Origin of the sequence: Fibrisoma montanum, from assembly GCF_003583365.1 — a bacterium.
Lineage (GTDB): Bacteria > Bacteroidota > Bacteroidia > Cytophagales > Spirosomataceae > Fibrisoma > Fibrisoma montanum.
Genome location: NZ_QXED01000009.1, coordinates 199,772 through 219,944 on the forward strand (window position 1 = coordinate 199,772; position 20,173 = coordinate 219,944).

A 20,173-nucleotide genomic window follows, 5' to 3' on the forward strand; every position below is an offset into this window, starting at 1 on the left:
CAGCTTGTTTTTATTTTTGAAAAAATTGCATCTAATATACATCCCCCGCCCCATCATGTACAAGGCGGGGAACGAAATTTATCAGAAGCCTAACTGCAAACCAACCATCAGCGTCCGGGCCTGCGGGAACTGACCATAGTCAACACCATTGGTCAACGGCGTGTTGGTACTGGGACGCGAGCCAATTTCAGGGTCGTAGCCCGTGTACTTCGTCAAGGTCAGCAGGTTCGTAGCGGCTACGTACAGGCGAGCCCGGCTCAGCGTACCGCGCGTCCACGACTGCAGGGCTCCGGCCGGCAGGTTGTAGCCCAGACTGAGGTTTTTCAGGCGCAGGTACGAGCCGTCTTCAAGGAACCGGTCCGACGTACGGGTATTGCCATTGGGATCGCCACTAACCGCCCGGGGCACGTCGGTGTTCGTGTTGGTCGGCGTCCAGGCGTTCAGTACGTCCGTACCGGCATTGAACAGCCGCAGCATCCCCTGCGACAGCACCTTCACCCCGTTGTACACCTTGTTGCCCTGAACGCCCTGCAGGAAGAGAGTCAGGTCAAAATTGCGGTAGTTGGCGTTGAAGTTGAACCCGTATGTGAAGTCGGGCAGGAAACTACCGAGGTTCGTCCGGTCGTCGGCGTTGATCACTCCATCATTGTTGACATCCACGAAGCGGATATCGCCAGGCTGGGCGTTGGCCTGCGTCGCAGCGGCTCTGATTTCATCGGCGCTCTGGAAGATACCGGCCACTTTCCAGCCGTAAAACGACTGAATCGGCTCACCGGCGATGGTCCGGGTGATGTCGAACCCGCCGTAGTCGGCATTATTACCGCTAAACAACGGCGAAATGTTCGGTCCCAGGTTCAACACTTTGTTGCGGATAACGCTGGCGTTGGCTGATACGTCGAACTTGAATTCACCCTGCCGGCGGTTGTAGCCGATCTGTAGTTCGACACCCCGGTTGCGCATGCTGCCTACGTTCACAATCGGCGACTGCGAGTACCCGATCGACGGAGCAATCGGCTGGCCCAGAATCAGTCCATCGGTAACGCGGTTGAAGTATTCGGCGGTCAGGGCTATGCTGTTGTTCAGCAGGCCCAGGTCCACGCCAACGTTGGTCATGTCGGTTACCTCCCAGCGCAGGCTTGTATTGCCCAGCTTGTCGAAATACGTTCCCTGCACGCGCTCGCCGTTGAAGATCGCGTTCGTCGTCTGCGATACGGCTACCTGCCAATCGTAGTCGCCGATGCCGTTGAAGCCCATTGACCCGTAGCTAGCCCGTACCTTCAATTCCGAAATTGTCGGTACGTTCTTCATGAAGGCTTCTTCGCTGATGCGCCAGCCGGCCGATACGGAGGGGAAGTTACCCCACTTATTGCCAGGAGCAAACCGGCTCGATCCGTCGCGCCGGAACGAAGCACCCAGCAGGTACTTACCGCCATAATCATAGTTGATACGGCCCAGGTAGGAGATCAGGACGTTCTGGTTCCGACCACCGGTCAGGCCCAGGCCCGTTGACGACAGACCGCTCACCTGCCGGATGTCGTTTGTCGTAGCGTTACCGGATGCGTTCAGGTTTGAGTAGATACCCGCCTGGCGCTCGGCCACCGCTACCGCATTGATGCTGTGTTTACCAAACGTACGCTCAAACGTCAGCTGATTGGAGATCAGCGGTGAGGTGTACGTGTACCGGTTGTCGGTCAGGCTGGCCAGCGCGCGGGCGTTGAAGCTTTCGTTGTAGATCGGCTGAAATGCGTAATCCCGTGAGGTCACGTAGTCAATGCCACCCCGGATACGGTAGGTCAGTCCTTCGAACAGCTTCACGTCGAGGTAAGCACTTCCCAGGATTTTCAGCCGCTGCGTATTGGTCCGGTCCTGCAAAGCCGCCCGAACGGGGTTCTGCGGGTCCGATGCGTCCGAGCCATCCGGACCACGGTAGCCACCCGCCAGGAAAGGGTCAGTAACTGGCATATACGGCGTCATCCGGATCATATTCTGGATCTGCGTCCGGCCGCCGGCTTCCACTTCGCTGTACCGGTCGTCGTACGAAATCGTCAGCGTCTGCCCGAACGTGAAGCGCTTGCTCAGCGTATGGTCCGAGTTAATGCGGAAGTTACCCCGCTGGTAGCTCGTTCCAATCATGATACCATCCTGCTGGAAATAGCCCAGCGACGAATAGAACCGCGATTTGTCGTTGCCACCCGATAATTGCAAACTGTGCTGCGTGATGGCTGCATTGCGGAACACGGCATCCTGCCAGTCGGTGTTGGTCTGCGCGTAGGTTTGCGTAGCCCCCTGGTAGATGGGCTGGTTCATGTTCAGGAAGCGGGCCGGGCGGGCATCGATCGGGGCCCGGTTTTCGGCGGCCGCTTTATCGTTCTCCGCGTTTTGCAGCAGAGCCGTACCGTATTGCAGGTACTGGTCCGTATTGAGCAGGTCGAGTTGCCGCCAGGCGCTCTGCACACCCGCGTAACCGTCGTAGTTAACGTGCAGCTTGCCATCGCGGGAGCCGCGCTTGGTCGTGACGATGATCACCCCGTTTGCCGCCCGTGAACCATAGATGGCGGCCGACGAGGCATCTTTCAGTACGTCCACGCTTTCGATGTCGCGCGTGTCGAAGTTATTCAGGTCGCTCGTTGGATACCCGTCAATTACGTAGAGCGGGTTGGATGCATAGTTGATTGAACCGATACCCCGGATGCGGACAATCGGCGATGTGCCCGGCGAGCCGTTGCTTACCACGCTCACGCCCGGCACCCGGCCCTGAATGGCACTCTCTACGCTCGGGACCGGCAGTTGGGTTACTTCCTGCGAGGAAACCGACGAGATCGCCCCCGTTACGGAAGCCCGCTTCTGCGTACCGTATCCAACTACCACCACTTCCGACAGCGCCTTCACGTCTTCGGCCAGGGTTATGTTGACCTGGCTTCGCCCCGATACGGCTACCTCCTGCGACAGGTACCCAACGAAGCTGAACACCAGCGTAGCGTTGTTGCTGGCGTTGATCGTATACTCACCGTTGGCGTTGGTGGTCGTACCGCGGTTTGTGCCTTTGATAACCACGCTGACCCCGGGAATGCCCGAGCCACTACGGTCAACCACGCGGCCCCGGATGTCTTCCAGTGGTTTGGTAGTCGTCATCGACCAGCCGATCCGCTCTAATTTGTTGAGTGTCCGTTCGGGAAGCGTGGCGGGTTCGCCCGGCGAAGCCATTTCGGTTTTGGTGTCAAGCTGCTCGACTTTCCGAAAAACCCGGCCGCTCTTATCATTCGCCGACACAATTGCGTAGAATTTAGGCTGCACCTTCCGGTACGTCAGGCCCTTATCGGTCAGCAGGCTGGTCAGCGCTTCTTCCACATTCTGGTTACGATGACTCCCCAGCAGCACCCGCGTATCCATCAGCGTTGTGGGGTAAATGAACGAAACGTTGTAGTGCTGCTCCAGTTCAGCCAGGGCACTACGCAACGAAATCAGGCGGGTGTCGCTCTCTTTAGTTTGTTGAGACGCATACCGATTTGACGAGGCCAGGAGCTGCGCCTGAGCCGGCAGCGTGCCGATCAGGATCAGCATTCCCAGCGCAGACAGGAATCGCTTCATAGATAAAGTAGATTGGGTCATTGGATTACGATTCGGTTAGATTGACGGGTAATGTGAAAATCGAAAAGTGTAGACAGGCCGTTGAGAATAGTATTGATGTTCTGATTCGGAATACTGCCCGAAAACCGCTGTTTCTGTAAAGTTGGGTCGGCGATTTCGACCTTAACGCCGTAGGTGTCCTCCAGCATCTGGGCAATTTCGAGCAGACTCACACCTTCAAATACCAGCTTCTGGTCGCGCCACGACGCCAGCGCCCTGGCATTCACCTGCTTTTTGTAGTACGTCTTGCCTTTCGTGTCGGCAACCACCATTTCGCCGGGTTTCATCACGAGCTGCTTTTTCCGCTGCTCATCCAGCAGCAGCCGGATGCGGCCCGTATCGAGGGTTACTTTGGTTTTTGATTTGCGGGTGTACACATTGAAGCGGGTACCTAGCACCTCCACGTTCATGTGGGCTGGCAAGTGCACGACAAACTGCTGGTGGCTTTTGGTGTGTACTACGTCGAAGAACGCTTCCCCTTCGACCCACACCTCGCGGGGCTTATCGTCGGTCCAGCGAACCGGGTACGTAACGGACGAATTGCCGTTGAGCGTTACTATCGACTGATCGGGGAGCGTGATCAGCCGGGTCTGGCCGTAGGGGGTCCGCAGGGTTACACAAGGCTCTTCAATCGACTGCTGATACAGCCACCAGCTACCCATTCCCAGCGTCAGCAACACAACGGCCGCAGCCGCCCAGCGTACTGCCCACCACGTAGTCGACCGGGTGGCGGTCAGGGCAGGGCGTTTGGCCGACTGAATCCGTTTGAAGACCCGCATGGCTTCGGCCTGTTCAGCGGGGTCAAGCGGCATCGGCCTTAATGAGCTGGTTTCCCGGTCCACCACCCGCTGCAATAACCGCTGCCCGTCGTCGGTGGCCAGGAAAGCCAGCACCTGTCGGACTTCGGTGGGTGAGCATTGGTTTCGCAGGTACTTTTCCAGTAATTGTTCATCCATAGCGTTCAGGTTCCTTAGAAAAGGTCAAGACGTTCTGCTATGGATACACATTTGTGTGCCCGAAGTATGATAGAGCCAGTAAAAATTTTTATTTTTCTTTGCCGAAGCGGTTATAACTCGTTCAGCAACAGGAAGAGAAGGACAGGCAGCATTCCTTCGATGTCGGCGTGTTTGCCGAGGTAGCTTTTCATGAATTTGGTCGCCTGCGAGAACTGGAACTTGACCGTGTTGATCGAGATGGAAAGTTGCCGGGCAACCTCTGCATTGTCGAGACCCTGGAAGACCTTCAGCCGGAAGATGTGCTGTTTCTGGGGGGATAGCTGCGTCAGCCCGCGTTCGACAATCTCGCCGTATTCCCGCCACTGGTAATCATCGGCGGCCGTTTCTTCGTTCGTGTAGTCGGTATCCAGCCGATTCGACAACGATTCCCAGATTTCAGCGTGGTTGTTGCGAATGACGTTCAGCACGTGATTCCGCATCGAAATCGATAGAAATCCTTTAAGCGAGTAGGTTTCGTTCAGCGCCAGTCGGTTGTCCCACAGCTTTAAGAAAATATCCTGAACGGCATCTTCGGCCAGTTCGGGGTCTTTCAGAAACTTCAGGGCAATGGCGTGGAGGTGTTTGTAGTAGTAAAAGAAGATTTCTTCAAACGCACGTTCGTCACCGGCCCTTACGCGCAGGGTCAAATCCGCTTCCCAATTGGAGTCTGGCTGAGTTACGAACCGTTTCGTGTTACGCATCGGTCGTCGGTGATTTTATTCGGCTAATGTAATCAATTGGCTTAGAAAAGCCAAAATCTATGTTCTTTACATACTATTCTGCAGCAGTCACAAAAAAGCCTGCCCGTTCAGAACAGGCAGGCTTTTCAAATACTAGTATGGCTTATAAATTACTTTATAAGTCGCTGAATACCAAATCAATTCTGTTCACTACGTCCGGATCGGGTCAGAAGCGATAGTTCGCCGTCAGGCTAAACCGCGAACCGGGGGCTTTGATGTAATCAGCATCACGGGCCGCCCACTGCGAAATCGGCGGGTAGTAGTCGCGGTTCAGCAGATTTTCGATGCCCAGCGTCAAGTTCAGATTCCGGTTGATCGCATACCCGCCGGTCAGGTTCACGACTGTATAGGGCGTTACGGGCCCCTGTCCGTAGGTGTAGAGGCCGCGGGCGTTGGGCTGGAAGCGGCTGCGGGCACTCGACCGCAGTGCATTCACGGTCAGGTTCCAGCGCGAACCGGGGCTGACGCGTACGTAGGCCGTTGTTTTGGGGGCCATGATCCGGTCGCCACCCAGGTAGGTTTCATAATCTCCGTTGTTGTTGCCATCCGTTTTGCCTTCAACGTAGGCATAGGCACCCCCTACCGTCAGGAAGCTGAGCGGACGCACATCAATGGCCAGTTCGTAGCCCCAGACGTTCTCGGGCGACCGTACCACTTCGAATACGCCCGACGGTAGTTGCCGATACGATGCCCCCAGTTCCGACGTACTGCGGAACAGCGCCAGATCATAATGCACATAGCGGCCGAGATCGCCGATAGCACCGGCTTCATAGTTATTCACCAGAATGGGGTCGGTTGGCAGTTGCGATACGATACTCTTCTGCGATGTGCGCAAAATCCGGCCTAACTCGTTGATCGAAAACGACTGCGAGAAGCTGACAAACGGCTGGAACGCCCGCAGGCCGTTGTAGCGCAGGCCTACGTTGCCCACGAAGGCATTGTAATTCAGCGTACCGCCCTGCACGGCCACGCCCCCGTCGAACTTCTGGGTAGCCGTGTTGTAGGTACGAATCGTTGTGAAATCGGATACATCGACGCGGATGTTTTCGAACCGGGCCCCGGCTTTCAGCACCAGGTTGTTCAGGATGTCGAGCTTTAACTGGGCGTAAGGTGCCAGATTTCGCATGTTCATGTCCGGCGTCCAGAACCGGCCGTCCTGCAGTTTCTGGGCGGTCTGGTCGCTCAGCAGATCGACCCCGTAGAGCAGTTCACCGCTCAGGGCCGAACCCAGGCGGTACGGCGACTGAATGTTCAGCCGAACGCCTTTTTTGTTGGAAACGATGTTGGATTGACCGCCATTCTCGAAATACTGAGCATCGTAGCCGTATACGGTGCGGAAACTCTGCCCGTACACGATCACCTCGGCGTCGGTACCACCCACGATACGACTGTAGTTATAGCGGAGCGTAACGTTGTGATTGTAAGGCGTCCCCTGCGGAGTACCCGGTGCCGTTTCGATGGCCGGGACACCGATGCTGGGAGTTTTACCGTACACGCCCACTTTTTCGACGTAGTTCAGATCCGAGCGGCTCGCGTAATAATTGTACATCACCTCCAGCCGCTGCCGATCGGTAAGCGTATAGCCCGCTTTGGCCAGCACGTTGTAGTTGTTCATCTGGCCGGGGCTGTAGAACGGCGACAGCACCTCCCCGTTGGCATCGCGGAGCAGACCCGTCCGTTCAAACGTACCGTTCAGTACGTAGTCGACCTTACCGGTTTTGCCCGTAAACTGCTGGCTGAGCCGGAAACCCTGCGTCTGGTCAAGGCTGCTCAGCCCGCTGGTCAGACCCGCCCAGGTCTGGCTTGTGAAGGCTTTGGCCGTTTCGGGCCGCTTCGTAATGTAGTTAATGATGCCCCCATCGGCGCCGTTACCGTAAATAGACGTAGCGCCCTTGATTACTTCAATCCGTTCGAGCGCGGAGGGATCGATCAGCCGCAGGTCCCGGCCACCATTCCGCAGCGGAGTCGACTGCGGTACGCCATCGACCAGCACCAGCACCTGCCGCCCGCGCAGGGTCTGGCCCGTATTGCTCGTCCGGTAGGTAGCCGGAGCCAGTCCCGGCACGGTGTATTGCAGAACGTTGGTGATATCGGCGTTCATGGCCGTTTGTTCGGCAATCTGGCGTTTGTTCACGATCGTGATGGCCGACGGCACCTCGTTGATGGTTTCGGCCCGGCGGCTCGCCGTTACAACCACTTCATCGAGAGACGATTCGCTGGCCCGGGTAGTCAGGTTCAGGGAAGCCGTTTCGCCGGCACGGAGCGTAACCGACTGCCGGACGGCCTCGTATCCAACGCCGGATACGGACAAGGTATAGGTTCCGGCCGGGGCTGCTAACTGAAAGTTGCCCTGAGCGTCGGTCAGCGTACCGTAGCGGGTGCCGGAAAGGCTGACGTTGACGGCAGCAACCGGTTGACCACTGGCATCCAGAATGGTTCCCCGCAGGGCGGGCTGTTCAGATTGAGCAAATAAGGTGCAGTGAATAGACAGGAATACGCACAAAAAGAAAAATCGAAGCATAGGACTGACTCAGAACGAGTTCACAAATTTCACCGCAAACTTAAATCTTGTTTAGATTCAGTCAAAATAAACGCTTATATAATTTGGAATAAATCTAAAGAAGCCCCAGCTTTGTACAGTAAAGCGGTAAACGTTCTGTTGGCGGGTACCCGTCGCACTGCGCATGAAAAAACTCTTCGGTAAACTGCACCTGTGGCTTGGCCTGGCATCGGGATTAATCGTCTTCATCATTAGCCTGACCGGCTGTCTGTACGTCTTTGAAGAAGAGCTTCAGGCCGTTGTGTATCAGAAGCAGTTGTTCGTTACTCCGCAGGCCAGACCGATCCTCAGCATGGGGCAGGTCGCTTCGGCCGTCGACCGGGCGTTTCCGGACAGTAAGTTGCAGCGCATCTTCCGCCGGCACGATCCTGACCGCAGTTTTCAGGTCACCCTGAAAGACAAGCGACTGGTCAGTATCGATCCGTATACCGGTGCTGTCCTGGGCATCCGGAATCTCAAAACCGACTTCTTCGCCCTTGTCCGGGAGATGCATACCAGCCTGATGCTGGGCAAAACCGGCAGTACGATCATTGGCTATTCGGTGCTGATCTACCTGTTTTTGCTCGTGTCGGGCCTGGTTCTCTGGTGGCCACGCTGCAAGACCGTACTGAAACAGCGCCTGACTATCAAATGGAACGCCCGCTGGCGTCGGGTCAACTACGACTGGCACGCTGTTGGTGGCTTTTATGCTACGTGGCTGCTGCTGGTGATCGCCATGACGGGCCTGATCTGGGCATTCGACTGGTGGGAAAACGGGTTGTACGCCCTGACTGGCTCCCCCGCCCGCGATCGCGAAAAAGCTGTTTCGGTGTATCAGCCCCAGGGCGAACTGATGTCCATCGACAAGGCCTATGCGCAGGTGCTGGCCCTTGAACCCAACTCCTTTGAGTCCTACGTTATTTTTCCGGCCGATTCGGTCGGCGCGTTGCGGGTTCAGGTCCGTTACGACCAGAGCGCGTTGTACCGGAAGTATACGATCTTCTACTTCGATCAGTACAGCGGGGCGAGATTGAAAGGCAAACGTTACCAGGATTTCTCGCGGGGCGACGTAGCCCGGGGAGCCGCCTACGACCTCCATACGGGCGGCTGGCTGGGTTTACCGGGTAAGATTCTGGCTTTCCTGGCCAGTTTGTTTTCGGCTTCCCTGCCGGTGAGCGGCTTTCTGATCTGGTGGGGAAAACGGAAGAAGCAAACCAAGAGCAGCAAAACGCCGGTCGAACGCCGGCAAGCTGCCCGCAAGCTGGTTCGTGAAGTAGCCTGACCAAACCTTACTGTGGTTTGGCGGTTAACTACTGACCAAACTACTTCACACATGACCATCCGCTTAGCCCTTGACTGGACCCCGAATACCAACCACACGGGTTTTTACGTAGCCCTCGCCAGCGGGTATTACCAACAGGCCGGTCTGGACGTTCAGATCCTTTCCCCAGACCAGGACAATTATCAGACAACGCCCGCAAAGAAGGTACACCAGGGTCAGGCCGACCTTGCCATTGCCCCTTCCGAAAGCGTCATCAGTTTCCACCTCAACGGTACGCCGATGGTCGCCGTAGCGGCTGTGCTGGCCCGCGACGCCAGCGCCATCGTAACGCTTCAGCAAAGCGGCATTGATCGGCCGAAAGAACTCGATGGCAAGGTGTACGCGTCGTACGGTGCCCGGTTTGAGGACGAAATCATCAGCCAGATGATTATCAACGATGGTGGCCGGGGGCATTTCGTTTCGCACAAACCGGCCAAGCTCGACATCTGGCACGCCCTGCTGACCAACGAAGTGGACGCCACCTGGATTTTTCTGCCGTGGGAAGGCGTCGAAGCCGATCTGAACGATATTTCCCTGAACCGCTTTCAGCTCAGCGACTACGACATTTCGTACGGCTATAGCCCGGTTCTGGCCGCCAACCGCGACTGGGCCAGCGAGAACGCGGATGCCCTGCGCTCGTTTCTGGCCGCTACGGCTCAGGGGTTCCATCTGGCGGTTGATAACCCCGAAGAAGCCGCCGAGCTGCTCGTTAAAACGGCCAGTCACCCTACCCTCGCCAACCGCGATTTCGTGGAGCAAAGTCAGCAGGTTGCGGCCAACTATTACCTGAACAGCAACGGACAGTGGGGCGTCATGAGTCCGGGCGTCTGGCGGTCGTTTATCAACTGGCTGGTGCGTAATCGCCTGCTCACGACGCAGGACGGTGAGCTGGTGCAGGAGCTGGATATCAACCTGTTATTCACCAATGAATTTTTGTCGCCGGGGCATTAACCGCCAATCGTAGCCATTGACTCCGTAACGGTATCGCGCTGCCGTTCGGCCTCGAATCCGTTGGCCGGGCGGTGGGCGAACGCCCGCAGGAACGCGTCGGTTAACTCAGCATCCGAAACCTGATTGCGCAGCAACGCCCGTACATCGAGCACGCCATTATCATAAAGGCAGGTTTTGAGCGTTCCCTGGGCAGTCAGTCGAATGCGGTTGCAGGTGCCACAAAACGTCCGGCTGAACGCGGCAATAACGCCAACCGTTCCCCGGTGGCCGGGAATCTGATAGTTGGCCGACGTAGAAAACGGCGGATCGGGTAGTTTCTGTAAATCCGGATACTGCGTTCTGATTGCATCGACAATGCGCTGGTGCGTCCAGTGCAGAACCGGATAGTGGCTCCCCTCGCCATTAAACGGCATTTCCTCAATGAACCGAACGTCGATGGGCTGGCTACGGGTCAGTTCGACCAACGGGCCGATGTCCTCGATGTTCTGCCCGTCCATCACCACGGCATTGATCTTCGTCTGGATGCCGGCAGCCAGCAGTGCATCGAGCGTATGGAGCACGGCGGGCAATTCGTCGCGCCGGGTGATCCGCCGAAACCGCTCCCGATCCAGCGTATCGAGGCTCAGGTTAACCGACTGCACACCAAGGTCGGCCAGTTCGCGCACGTGAGGGGCCGTCAGCACCCCATTGGTCGTCATCGACAGATCGTTCAGCCCGTCAATGACCGCCAATCGGCGCATGAAGTCCATCAGGTCTGTCCGCACAAACGGCTCCCCACCCGTAATCCGCACCTTCGACACGCCCAGCTTCGCCAGCACCCGGACGACCCGCTCCATTTCCTCGTACGTCAGCAACTGGCGCTTGGGCAGGTATTTGATTCCCTCTTCCGGCATGCAGTAGAAACACCGCAGGTTACAGCGATCCGTTACGGCCAGACGCAGGTAAGTGATGGGGCGATTGTGGTTGTCGTAGATCATGAACGGTCGTTGCACAGCAGGGTAACACAAAAATAAGGCTTTTGGCTCCAATTGATTCCGCATCCTCAGATTACGCCCGGCCGCACAGATGGAAACCGTATCTTTGGACGTTAGGCAGGTAACACTGATCCGCAGGCTCGATTGTGCGCTACCTGATCCGTAAACTCATTTCTACGCATTTTTAGATGAAGCAACTCCGTAAGGGCCTCGTTCCGATGGCACTATGGCTCCTGTTGCCCGCCTGTACGTTCGCACAGGGTCTGGTAGACGGGTTCATGCGCGGCCAGGATAAAGCCAGCTTCGCGCTTACCTACTCGCAGGAAGCCTTTGACACGTATTACGCCGGCACGACCGAAATCCGGAATCCCAACCTCGGCACCATTACGACCCAGTCGGTCAATCTGTACGCTACCTACGGCCTGGCCTACGACATCGACGTGATCGTGGCGGCTCCCTACATCCGTACCGAATCCAGCGCCGGCTACTGGCAAAAGCAGGAAGGGTTGCAGGACCTGTCGGCCGCGCTGCGCTGGGAAGCCTACGACTGGAAGTTCGACGGCGTAACGGTATCGTGGCTTTTTTCGATCGGCTATTCGTTACCGCTCCAGAAATACGTCATTGATGCGCCCGTTGCGATCGGCCACGGCTCACGTAACATCGACGGCCGGACATTGCTGCACATCAAAGCCGGGGCTTTCTTCCTGACGGGTCAGTACGGCTACATCCGGCGGGGGGCCGTTGACCTCGACCGCGTCGTGAACTACTACGTACCGGATCAGGTCAATCCGAACATCGGCACGAAAGTAAACGTACCGGACGTAACGGACCTGATTATCCGCAGCGGCTTTTCTACCAGACATTTTTACGTTGACGGCTGGGTGCAGAAGCAAACGCCCTACAGCCAGGGCACTGATATTGGCCCCGCCATCCCGTATCCAACCAATGCCATCGGATTTACGCGGGCGGGTGCTAACCTGTACATCCCGCTCGTCAAGACGTTTGGCCTCACGGCGGGCTACAGCACCACCCTCAGCGGCCGGAACGTCGGTAAGGCAACGCGGCTCAGCGGAGGGTTTGTGGTCGGATTATGAGGACTATAGAATTCGACGCAGTGCGGGGTTTTACCCGGCCGGTACTGCTGGTTTCAGCGTTGTCAGTGCTTCTGAACTGACCCGCGCGGTTCCGGGGAGCCGTCTTGGCAACGATTAAACGCGGTTTTGGAAACCACTCTTGTCGGGCATCAGCAGCCCGGCAACCCACGAACAAACGACGGTAGCCACAGCGGCTGTCATACTGTCTGGACAACATATATGAAAACATACGCTTCGTTCATAGTTATCACCGGGTTACTCCTCTGGACGGCTGGCTGCAAAGAGCCGGTCATTGATGAGCCCATTCCTACCTTCTACGCGCCGGCCACGACCGATCCTGATGGCGGCAACTGGCGCCCCATTCTGTTTCAGAACGTAGCCGACGTTTGTGTGTCTCAGCCGGAACCTATTACGTCCGATGCCTACAAAACAGAACTGGTTGAGGTACAGAACGGTGCCTTTGCCCTGAACGTCGAGCAGATCAACGCCGTCAACTACTGGGCAACCGGGGGAGTGCTGCGCTGGAATCAGATTGCCCGCCAGCTGATTGCAAAATACAACCGTACGCCCGGCTACAACGATGCGACCGGTCAGACCGTCCCGTTCGATCCGAACAAACCCCTTGTCGGGTTTCCGGCGGCAGCGCGCATACTGGCGTTACTCAGTGTGGCCCAGTACGATGCCCTGGTAGCGGCCTGGCACGCCAAGTACCTCTACAACCGGCCCTCGCTGGCGCGTCAGGGCGTGAACCCGCGCCTGCCGGTTGCCGACGTCCCCTCCTACCCCTCCGAAGATGCGGCCGTTGCCGAAGTCTCGTGCCAGGTGCTGGCGCTTCTTTTCCCGGACGAAACCAACTGGCTGATCGCGCGAGCGGGCGAGCACAAGCAGAGTCGGATCTGGGCCGGTGCCAATGTGCCCAGCGATGTAAAAGCCGGCGACGAAATAGCCCACTCGATTGCGCAGCGGGTGATTACCTACGTCCAGAACGATGGCATTCAAACGCTTCCCGACGTAAACAACGCGTGGGAGGAACTCCGGCGGGCCGCTTCGTACGACGTGAAATGGGTGAGTCTGGCAACGCCCGCGCGTCCACCGATCCTCCCTCAGTTTGGTACCGGTGCGATGTGGTTCAGTCAATCGGCCGACTTCCGCAAGGCACCCGCCCCCCCGGCCACTACGTCTCCGGCTTTCCAAACGGCGCTGCAGGAGGTTCGCACCATTGCCGACAACCGGAGCCGGGATGAATCGCGCATTGCCAACTTCTGGGCCGACGGCGTAGGCACGTACACACCCGCCGGGCACTGGAATCTGATCGCTGAAGACTTCATCCGGCAGGACCGGCAGAACGAACTTAGAACCGCCCGCACCCTGGCGCTGCTCAATCGGGCGCTGCAGGATGGGACGGTTGCCAGTTGGTTCACGAAGTACCAGTATTTTGTGCCCCGACCATCCCAGATTGACCCCACCATAAAAGTGGCGACGGAAATCCCGAATTACCCCGGCTACGTCTCGGAAGTTGCAACCCTGTCAGGAACGGCATCAACGGTGCTGAGCTATCTGTTCCCGTCGCAGGCAGCCCGGATAAACGAACTGGCATCCGAGGCCGGTATGTCCCAACTGTACGGCGGCACGCAGTACCGGTTCGATAACGCGGAGGGCATCAGGATGGGCCAGAACATTGGCCAGACCGCGGTTAACTGGGCCAAAGCCGACGGGGCAAAATAGTCTTGTTTTTGAACCAGTAAGGCTCCATCATCTGTGTCTGTTTCCTGGCACCGGTGATGGAGTTTTTGTGTGTACCTTCCGGTTTTGATCCGTTCAGCGGGAGCTCCTTCGTCTGTACCACTTTCTCACTGACGGCCGGAACGTTCGTAATGCTTTGGCTGCTCTTCGGTATCCGAACCGCGGAGTTTATGAGTAACTACTCTGCCAGGCTGTTAACGAAAACAGCTTCACTTGTACTTTTTCAATAGTTTTCGCGCTGACTTTTCTGAAGAAATATATTCGCGGCCGGAATTGTTCTTTGACCAGTTCAAACATAAAGGCACCATTTATCTACCTATTTTATGAAAACAGTTCTTTTTACATTTATCCTGACATTAGCGGGCCTGTCCGCTTATGCTCAGCTACTTGAGGTGCGGGGACGAGTTGTAGACGCCACCACCAATCAACCGCTCCCCGGGGCGAACATCCTGGCGAACGGTGGTAAAGGCGCGGCTGCCAATGCCGACGGTGTCTTCACCATACGGGTCAACGCGGGCGAAACCATCACCGTATCGAGCATCGGGTATGACACGCAGCGGGTTCCCGTTCCTGCCACGGGCGAGCTGACCGTTTCGCTCAAACCCGGCGAAAACGTGCTGGACAACGTAGTCGTGGTTGGCTCACGCAGTACGTCGCGGACGGTTCTGAATACGGCCGTTCCGGTGGATGTTCTGCCCATCCGAACGCTGCAGCGGACGCTGCCCCAGAACGACGTGAATCAGCTGCTGACCTACGTAGCGCCTTCGTTTCAATCGAACCGGCAGTCGTCGTCGGACGGGACGGAGCATATCGACCCCGCTTCGCTGCGTGGGCTCGGTCCCGACCAGACCCTCGTGCTGATCAACGGAAAACGCCGGCATACGACCTCGCTGCTCAACAACCAGGGTACGTTTGGTAACGGTACGGTCGGTACCGACCTGAACGCGATTCCCGTATCGGCAATCGACCGCGTCGAAATTCTACGCGACGGGGCCTCGGCACAGTACGGCTCCGATGCCATTGCCGGGGTTATCAACGTCATCCTGAAGAAGAACACTAACCAACTGGAACTACAGGGCACCACCGGCCTGACGCAGGAGGGCGACGGCGGTTTGCTGCGACTGAATGCCAACTACGGCCGGGGCCTGGGCAAAAACGGCGGTTTCCTCAACCTGTCGGCCGAGGGGTACATTCGCGACCGGACCAACCGGACGCAGAACCACGACCTGATTATTTTTGACCAGTCGAACGAGGGGTACTTTTTTGCGTATCCGTTTGCGGGCGAGAACGGGGCCGATGCCGCGCAGTCGCGGGCTATCGACGACCGTATTTTGCAGGAACGCGGCCTGAAACGGGACGACTTCAACTTCCAGGTGGGCGATGCCCGGATTCGCAATGCCAACGTATTCGCCAACCTGAGTTTACCCTTCGGCAATGGCAAAGGCGAGTTTTATGCGTTTGGCGGCTACAACTACCGCAACGGCAACGGCTTCGGCTTCCGGCGCCTACCGAGCGATCCGAGCCAGATGGTGTACAGCCTCTTTCCGAACGGCTTCCAGCCAACAACCGGCTCCGATATCCACGACCGTTCGCTGGCCGCAGGGGTAAAATACCGGCTGGGGCAGTGGCAGATGGATTTGAGCAATACGCTTGGCAATAACCGCTTCGACTACACGGTTGGCAACACGGTCAATGCATCGCTGCAGGAACGATCGCCTACTTCGTTTGAAGCGGGGGGCCACGCGTTTACGCAAAACACCGTTAATCTGGATTTTACGCGGTATATCACCACCGTCGCCAGCGGCCTGAACGTGGCGTTTGGGGGTGAATTCAGGGCAGAACAGTACCGGATTCGGGCGGGACAGGAGGAAAGCTGGCGCAACTACGGCCTTGTCACGAACCCCAACGGTACGGTCGAGAACCCAACTGGTCTGGCGGGTGGTTCACAGTCGTTTATCGGGTTTTCGCCGAACAACGCCGTAACCGCTTCCCGCAGCAACGCAGCGCTGTACGTCGACACGGAACTGGACGTAACCCGGCGCTGGCTGGTGAGTGCCGCCGGCCGGTTCGAAAATTACACCGATTTTGGGAGTACGTTCAATTACAAGGTAGCCTCCCGGCTAAGTGTAACTGACTGGCTGAACCTTCGCGGGGCCATCAGTACCGGCTTCCGGGCCCCCTCACTGCACCAGCAGTATTTCAGCTACGTCAGCACAACCATTCTGGCCAACGGCCGGCTGGGCAACACCGGTTTCTTCCCGAATCAGTCGCCCCTGGCGCAGGCACTGGGTATTCCTGAACTTAAACAGGAAACTTCGCAGAACTACAGCCTGGGATTGACCCTCCGTCCGACCAGCCGGTTCAGCCTGTCGGTAGATGCCTACCGCATCCGGGTAAAAGACCGGATTGTCCTGACCGGCCTGTTTGGCTACGATCCGTTCGGCGAACCGGTTCCGGCCATTCAGACGCTGCTGGCACCATTCGAGGCCGACGGCGCCCGGTTTTTTACCAACGCGATCAACACGACCACCCGCGGGTTAGACGTCGTCATGACGTACAACGCTCCTGTGGGCACCGGCACCCTGAACGGCATTCTGTCGGCTAATTTCAACGAGACGAAGGTTGATGATCAATTCAACATTCCGGCGCAGCTCCGTGGTCAGGAAGACGTCTTCTTCAGCCCCAATGAGCGGGGGTTGATCGAAACGGTAAATCCGCGGCAGAAGGTCAACCTTACCCTGACGTACAGCATCGGCAAGTGGACGGCGGCTCTGGCCAACGTCTATTTCGGTGCCGTAACGCGCAACGGCTTCCCATTCGGGGTAATACAGACGTTCGGCGGCAAGGTCGTAACGGACGTATCGTTGTCGTACAACGTACTGAACAATCTGTCGATTACGCTCGGCGCCAACAACCTGCTGAATGTTTATCCCGATGTTCAGGCGTACGAAAACTCGTATTTCGGTGTGTTCAAATACGCGCCCGTGCAGATGGGCATGAACGGAGCCTTCTACTTCCTACGGGCCAACTATCGGCTGGCTGTCAGGTAACCGGCGGTTCTGCTCCGGGAGTTGGCAGCACGACCGCTCCCGGGCTACGGGCGGGTGCCGACCGAGTTGTAACGGGTCGGCACCCATCTTTTTCCATAGAAGCTAAAAAAACGCCTAGGTACAAATACCAATTTTTCCAAAAAGATTTATATTTGACTAAAATTTCTCCTGTTATCGATTGTGAGACGTGTAATTGGCTTCGGACTTTGCCTGTTGCTGCTCTACCATACGCTGGGCTACGTGCTCGTATTTTTCAGCGTTCGGTGGCAGGAGCAGCATGATTTGTCCAGACAGTTGCTCGTTTATCGGTCGGTAGATAGCCTGGTTGAATTCCAGATTCCGCTGAAAGATCAGCCCGACGAGGTGGATCTCGCTACGGCAACTACAGACGGATTCAGCTACCGGGGGCATTACTACAGCGTAGTCAGCATGGAGATCCGGGGCGATGTGCTGCACATCGCCGGTCTGGAAACCACCAACCGCTCGTTCTGGCAGAGCGACCTGCTGACTTTCCTGCACGACCACCTGACCAAGTCCGACGATGCGAACCGCAAGGCTGGTCAGTGGCTTAAATTTTTACTCAAAGAGTACTCGCCTGCTTCCCGTTTAGTCCTTCATTTTCCTCACATTGACTGGCGCGCTCCCGTGCGAATCCCCGCTCAGGCGTTTGTGGTACCGTTACGGGCCCTGCCTGTCCACTCGCCCCCTCCGGAGCTTCAGTTTGCGTTGATCTGAAACCATTGCAACAGGTATCGGCTGGATTCTGAATCTGGCGGTCAGATGTACCGTCAGACCACTAAATCGATCCCGGCATTTCAGTCAGCCGTACCGTCTGAATGCATGATCGATCCCGGTAGTTTCGGTCAGACGTACCGTCAGACCGCGTAATCGACCCCGGCAGTTTCGGTCAGACGGTACGTCTGACCGCCCGGCGACCCGATTATACGGCCAGCCTGCTTGCGCCACTGTAAATCATCCAAAACTGACCAGTCAGGGCAAAACGCCCCGTACCCTGATTCCTGCTTTTTTCCCGGGGCAAGAACGTACACGTATGAAATCGCTACGTATGTGCATAGGGCTCTTATTCCTATGCCAGATTTACCATAACCAAACCGTTGCGCAGGGCTGCGTGGCCATCCGGCACATGAGCTGCGCGACTCCGGCGGGAACCTCGTCGGCCGACTTTTTTAAACAACGTACCGGCCACTGGCAGATCAATGCCGGGTACCGCTACTTCCGCTCGTTCCGGCATTTCAGGGGCGATCACGAAGAGCACGAACGCATTGAACAGAACACCGAAGTGGTCAACGTATCGCACGCGCTCGATTTGGGCATTACGTATATGCCAACGCCACGCTGGTCGGTTTCGGCGTATCTGCCGGTTCAGTACAACGATCGGTCGTCGCTCTACGAGCACTATGGCAACGCCATCGCCCAGAACCCTGAGCAGAAACGCTTTCACACGGGTTCGCAGGGAATTGGGGATATGCGTATTTCGGGCAACTACTGGCTCGTCAATCCGTTCAAGCTGCCTAAAGTAAACCTGGCGCTTGGCCTTGGGGTGAAACTACCGACCGGTAACTACCGCGTAACGGACGATTTCCACAAGCTCGATAAGGAGAAGAAAGACTACGTGATCAATAAGCCGGTCGATCAGTCCATTCAGCTTGGCGATGGTGGCGTAGGTGTCAGTCTGGAAGCGCAGGGATACGCCCAGATCACCAAATCGCTGACAGCCTACGTAAACGGCTTTTACCTGTTCAACCCCCGCGAAACGAACGGCGTTCTGCGCAATCCGGAAGCTACCACCATTGATCTGGCAGCCGGCGAATTTTCGGTGGCCGATCAGTTTGCAGCCCGCGTTGGGCTGAGCCAGTCGCTCCGGTTCATTCCGGGACTGGCCGTTATGCTCGGTGGCCGTATAGAAGGTGTGCCAGCCATCGATGCCGTTGGGGGCAGCAAGGGTTTCCGCCGTCCGGGCTACATCGTATCCGTCGAGCCGGGGCTGACGTACATGCGCGGTAAATTCTCAGCCGCAGCCAGCGTTCCCGTGGCCGTCTATCGCAACCGCATCAAGAGTTACGCCGACCGACTCGACCCGCTGGGCCAGCGCCACGGCGACGCGGCCTTCGCCGACTACCTGGTGTCAATCAACGTATCCCGCTGGTTTTAAACCGTAGCCCAGTCGGCCTGCCGAAACGGACGGTTACGTTCGGCTTCGGCAGGCCCGCTGTACTCCACCAACACGCATGAAACGAAATTTTTACGTAGGACTGCTCCTACTGGTAAGCAGCATCGCGCGGGCACAGATGCCAAACGATGCGATATACATGCCCAGAAAGTCCGTTTGCATCGCGGGCCTGTACGGCCGCAGCACCTGGACTCGCTACTGGGAAGGAACGCTCAGTCGCGATAATCTTAACATCGGCAGGCACACAACCCAGAGCATTATGCTCATGCCCGCCATCGGGGTTACCGACCGATTCAACATCATCCTGAGTTTGCCCTACGTCTGGACCGAAACCAGTGCGGGCAACCTGATGGGCCAAAAGGGGTTTCAGGACCTGGCAGGCTGGCTGAAATACAAGCTGGTCGATGTTAAAGGGTTTTCAGTCAATGGGCTGGCAGGGGCATCCATGCCGGTCAGTAACTACGTACCGGACTTTCTGCCGATGTCGATTGGGCTGCAGGCCCGGACGGTTACGGGTCGACTGCTGCTCAACTACACCCATCCCCGCACCGGCCTATACGTAACGACTCACGGCAGCTACAACTGGCGGAGCAACATCCGGATCGACCGCGACGGCTATCAGGCCAACGATCGGGTGTACAACACCAACGAGGTGAGCGTCCCGAACGCCATTGATGCCGGTGTCCGATTGGGTGTTCTGCGTAAAACCTGGCAAACAGAAGTGTGGGCCGAGCGATTTGCCTGCACGTCGGGCGATAACATTCGCCGGAACGACATGCCCTTTCCAACCAACCGGATGGAAGCCACGTCGATAGGCTGGTACGGGAAGTTCCAACCCCGCCACGTCGGCGTAAACGCCCGAATCGGCTACGTCACCAACGGCCTGAACGTTGGGCAGAGTACCAGCTACTCGGTGGGTCTGTTGTATCAGTTAAATTTTTAGTGACT

At 57.1% G+C, this 20,173-nt stretch carries 13 protein-coding genes; 8 read left to right on the plus strand and 5 right to left on the minus strand.

Annotated elements, in window-relative coordinates:
* Window positions 1-81: 81 nt before the first annotated feature.
* From DYU11_RS26585 to DYU11_RS26600, 4 genes are all read right to left on the minus strand, one after another.
* Window positions 82-3,588 carry a SusC/RagA family TonB-linked outer membrane protein gene (locus DYU11_RS26585; RefSeq protein ID WP_229366064.1) on the minus strand — a complete coding sequence of 1,169 codons (3,507 nt, stop codon included), beginning with the start codon at window positions 3,586-3,588 and terminating at the stop codon, window positions 82-84.
* 17 nt (window positions 3,589-3,605) lie between these two features.
* Complete coding sequence (locus tag DYU11_RS26590) at window positions 3,606-4,583, minus strand: FecR family protein (RefSeq protein ID WP_119670771.1); 978 nt, start codon at window positions 4,581-4,583, stop codon at window positions 3,606-3,608.
* A gap of 110 nt (window positions 4,584-4,693) precedes the next feature.
* Window positions 4,694-5,323, minus strand: coding sequence for an RNA polymerase sigma factor (locus DYU11_RS26595; protein WP_119670772.1), 630 nt, complete (start codon window positions 5,321-5,323; stop codon window positions 4,694-4,696).
* 205 nt (window positions 5,324-5,528) lie between these two features.
* Window positions 5,529-7,883 (minus strand): TonB-dependent receptor, encoded by a 2,355-nt coding sequence (locus tag DYU11_RS26600; RefSeq protein ID WP_119670773.1) that lies wholly within the window; start codon window positions 7,881-7,883, stop codon window positions 5,529-5,531.
* Window positions 7,884-8,046: 163 nt separating this feature from the next.
* Between DYU11_RS26600 and DYU11_RS26605 the strand changes: the two genes are divergently transcribed.
* Both DYU11_RS26605 and DYU11_RS26610 read left to right on the plus strand, forming a co-directional pair.
* Window positions 8,047-9,183 carry a PepSY-associated TM helix domain-containing protein gene (locus DYU11_RS26605; protein ID WP_119670774.1) on the plus strand — a complete coding sequence of 379 codons (1,137 nt, stop codon included), beginning with the start codon at window positions 8,047-8,049 and terminating at the stop codon, window positions 9,181-9,183.
* A gap of 51 nt (window positions 9,184-9,234) precedes the next feature.
* The gene (locus tag DYU11_RS26610; RefSeq protein ID WP_119670775.1) at window positions 9,235-10,173 is read left to right on the plus strand and encodes an ABC transporter substrate-binding protein; all 939 of its coding nucleotides are present in this window, start codon (window positions 9,235-9,237) and stop codon (window positions 10,171-10,173) included.
* Here DYU11_RS26610 and moaA read toward each other — a convergent pair.
* Window positions 10,170-11,150, minus strand: a complete 981-nt coding sequence (gene moaA / locus DYU11_RS26615) for a GTP 3',8-cyclase MoaA (protein WP_119670776.1) — start codon at window positions 11,148-11,150, stop codon at window positions 10,170-10,172. The genes DYU11_RS26610 and moaA overlap by 4 nt on opposite strands.
* A 185-nt stretch (window positions 11,151-11,335) precedes the next feature.
* On the opposite strand from moaA, the gene DYU11_RS26620 reads away from it, so the two are divergent.
* The 6 genes from DYU11_RS26620 to DYU11_RS26645 all read left to right on the plus strand — a co-directional run bounded on the left by DYU11_RS26620 (window position 11,336) and on the right by DYU11_RS26645 (window position 20,168).
* On the plus strand, window positions 11,336-12,241 hold the full coding sequence (locus tag DYU11_RS26620; RefSeq protein WP_119670777.1) for a hypothetical protein: 906 nt from the start codon (window positions 11,336-11,338) through the stop codon (window positions 12,239-12,241).
* A gap of 219 nt (window positions 12,242-12,460) precedes the next feature.
* Window positions 12,461-13,966, plus strand: coding sequence for a vanadium-dependent haloperoxidase (locus DYU11_RS26625; RefSeq protein ID WP_119670778.1), 1,506 nt, complete (start codon window positions 12,461-12,463; stop codon window positions 13,964-13,966).
* Between the two features lie 341 nt (window positions 13,967-14,307).
* Complete coding sequence (locus DYU11_RS26630) at window positions 14,308-17,034, plus strand: TonB-dependent receptor (RefSeq protein WP_119670779.1); 2,727 nt, start codon at window positions 14,308-14,310, stop codon at window positions 17,032-17,034.
* Between the two features lie 180 nt (window positions 17,035-17,214).
* The gene (locus DYU11_RS26635; protein ID WP_119670780.1) at window positions 17,215-17,769 is read left to right on the plus strand and encodes a hypothetical protein; all 555 of its coding nucleotides are present in this window, start codon (window positions 17,215-17,217) and stop codon (window positions 17,767-17,769) included.
* 316 nt (window positions 17,770-18,085) lie between these two features.
* A complete protein-coding gene (locus DYU11_RS26640; RefSeq protein WP_119670781.1) occupies window positions 18,086-19,207 on the plus strand; it encodes a hypothetical protein in 1,122 nt (373 codons plus the stop codon).
* A gap of 76 nt (window positions 19,208-19,283) precedes the next feature.
* Entirely contained in the window at window positions 19,284-20,168 is an 885-nt protein-coding gene (locus DYU11_RS26645; RefSeq protein ID WP_119670782.1) for a hypothetical protein, read from the plus strand.
* Window positions 20,169-20,173 lie beyond the last annotated feature (5 nt).

Coding starts and splice junctions, on each gene's coding strand:
- DYU11_RS26585 (WP_229366064.1), bottom strand. CDS start 3,588: ATGAAGCGATTCCTGTCTGCGCTGGGAATGCTGATCCTGATCGGCACG.
- DYU11_RS26590 (WP_119670771.1), bottom strand. CDS start 4,583: ATGGATGAACAATTACTGGAAAAGTACCTGCGAAACCAATGCTCACCC.
- DYU11_RS26595 (WP_119670772.1), bottom strand. CDS start 5,323: ATGCGTAACACGAAACGGTTCGTAACTCAGCCAGACTCCAATTGGGAA.
- DYU11_RS26600 (WP_119670773.1), bottom strand. CDS start 7,883: ATGCTTCGATTTTTCTTTTTGTGCGTATTCCTGTCTATTCACTGCACC.
- DYU11_RS26605 (WP_119670774.1), top strand. CDS start 8,047: ATGAAAAAACTCTTCGGTAAACTGCACCTGTGGCTTGGCCTGGCATCG.
- DYU11_RS26610 (WP_119670775.1), top strand. CDS start 9,235: ATGACCATCCGCTTAGCCCTTGACTGGACCCCGAATACCAACCACACG.
- moaA (WP_119670776.1), bottom strand. CDS start 11,150: ATGATCTACGACAACCACAATCGCCCCATCACTTACCTGCGTCTGGCC.
- DYU11_RS26620 (WP_119670777.1), top strand. CDS start 11,336: ATGAAGCAACTCCGTAAGGGCCTCGTTCCGATGGCACTATGGCTCCTG.
- DYU11_RS26625 (WP_119670778.1), top strand. CDS start 12,461: ATGAAAACATACGCTTCGTTCATAGTTATCACCGGGTTACTCCTCTGG.
- DYU11_RS26630 (WP_119670779.1), top strand. CDS start 14,308: ATGAAAACAGTTCTTTTTACATTTATCCTGACATTAGCGGGCCTGTCC.
- DYU11_RS26640 (WP_119670781.1), top strand. CDS start 18,086: ATGAAATCGCTACGTATGTGCATAGGGCTCTTATTCCTATGCCAGATT.
- DYU11_RS26645 (WP_119670782.1), top strand. CDS start 19,284: ATGAAACGAAATTTTTACGTAGGACTGCTCCTACTGGTAAGCAGCATC.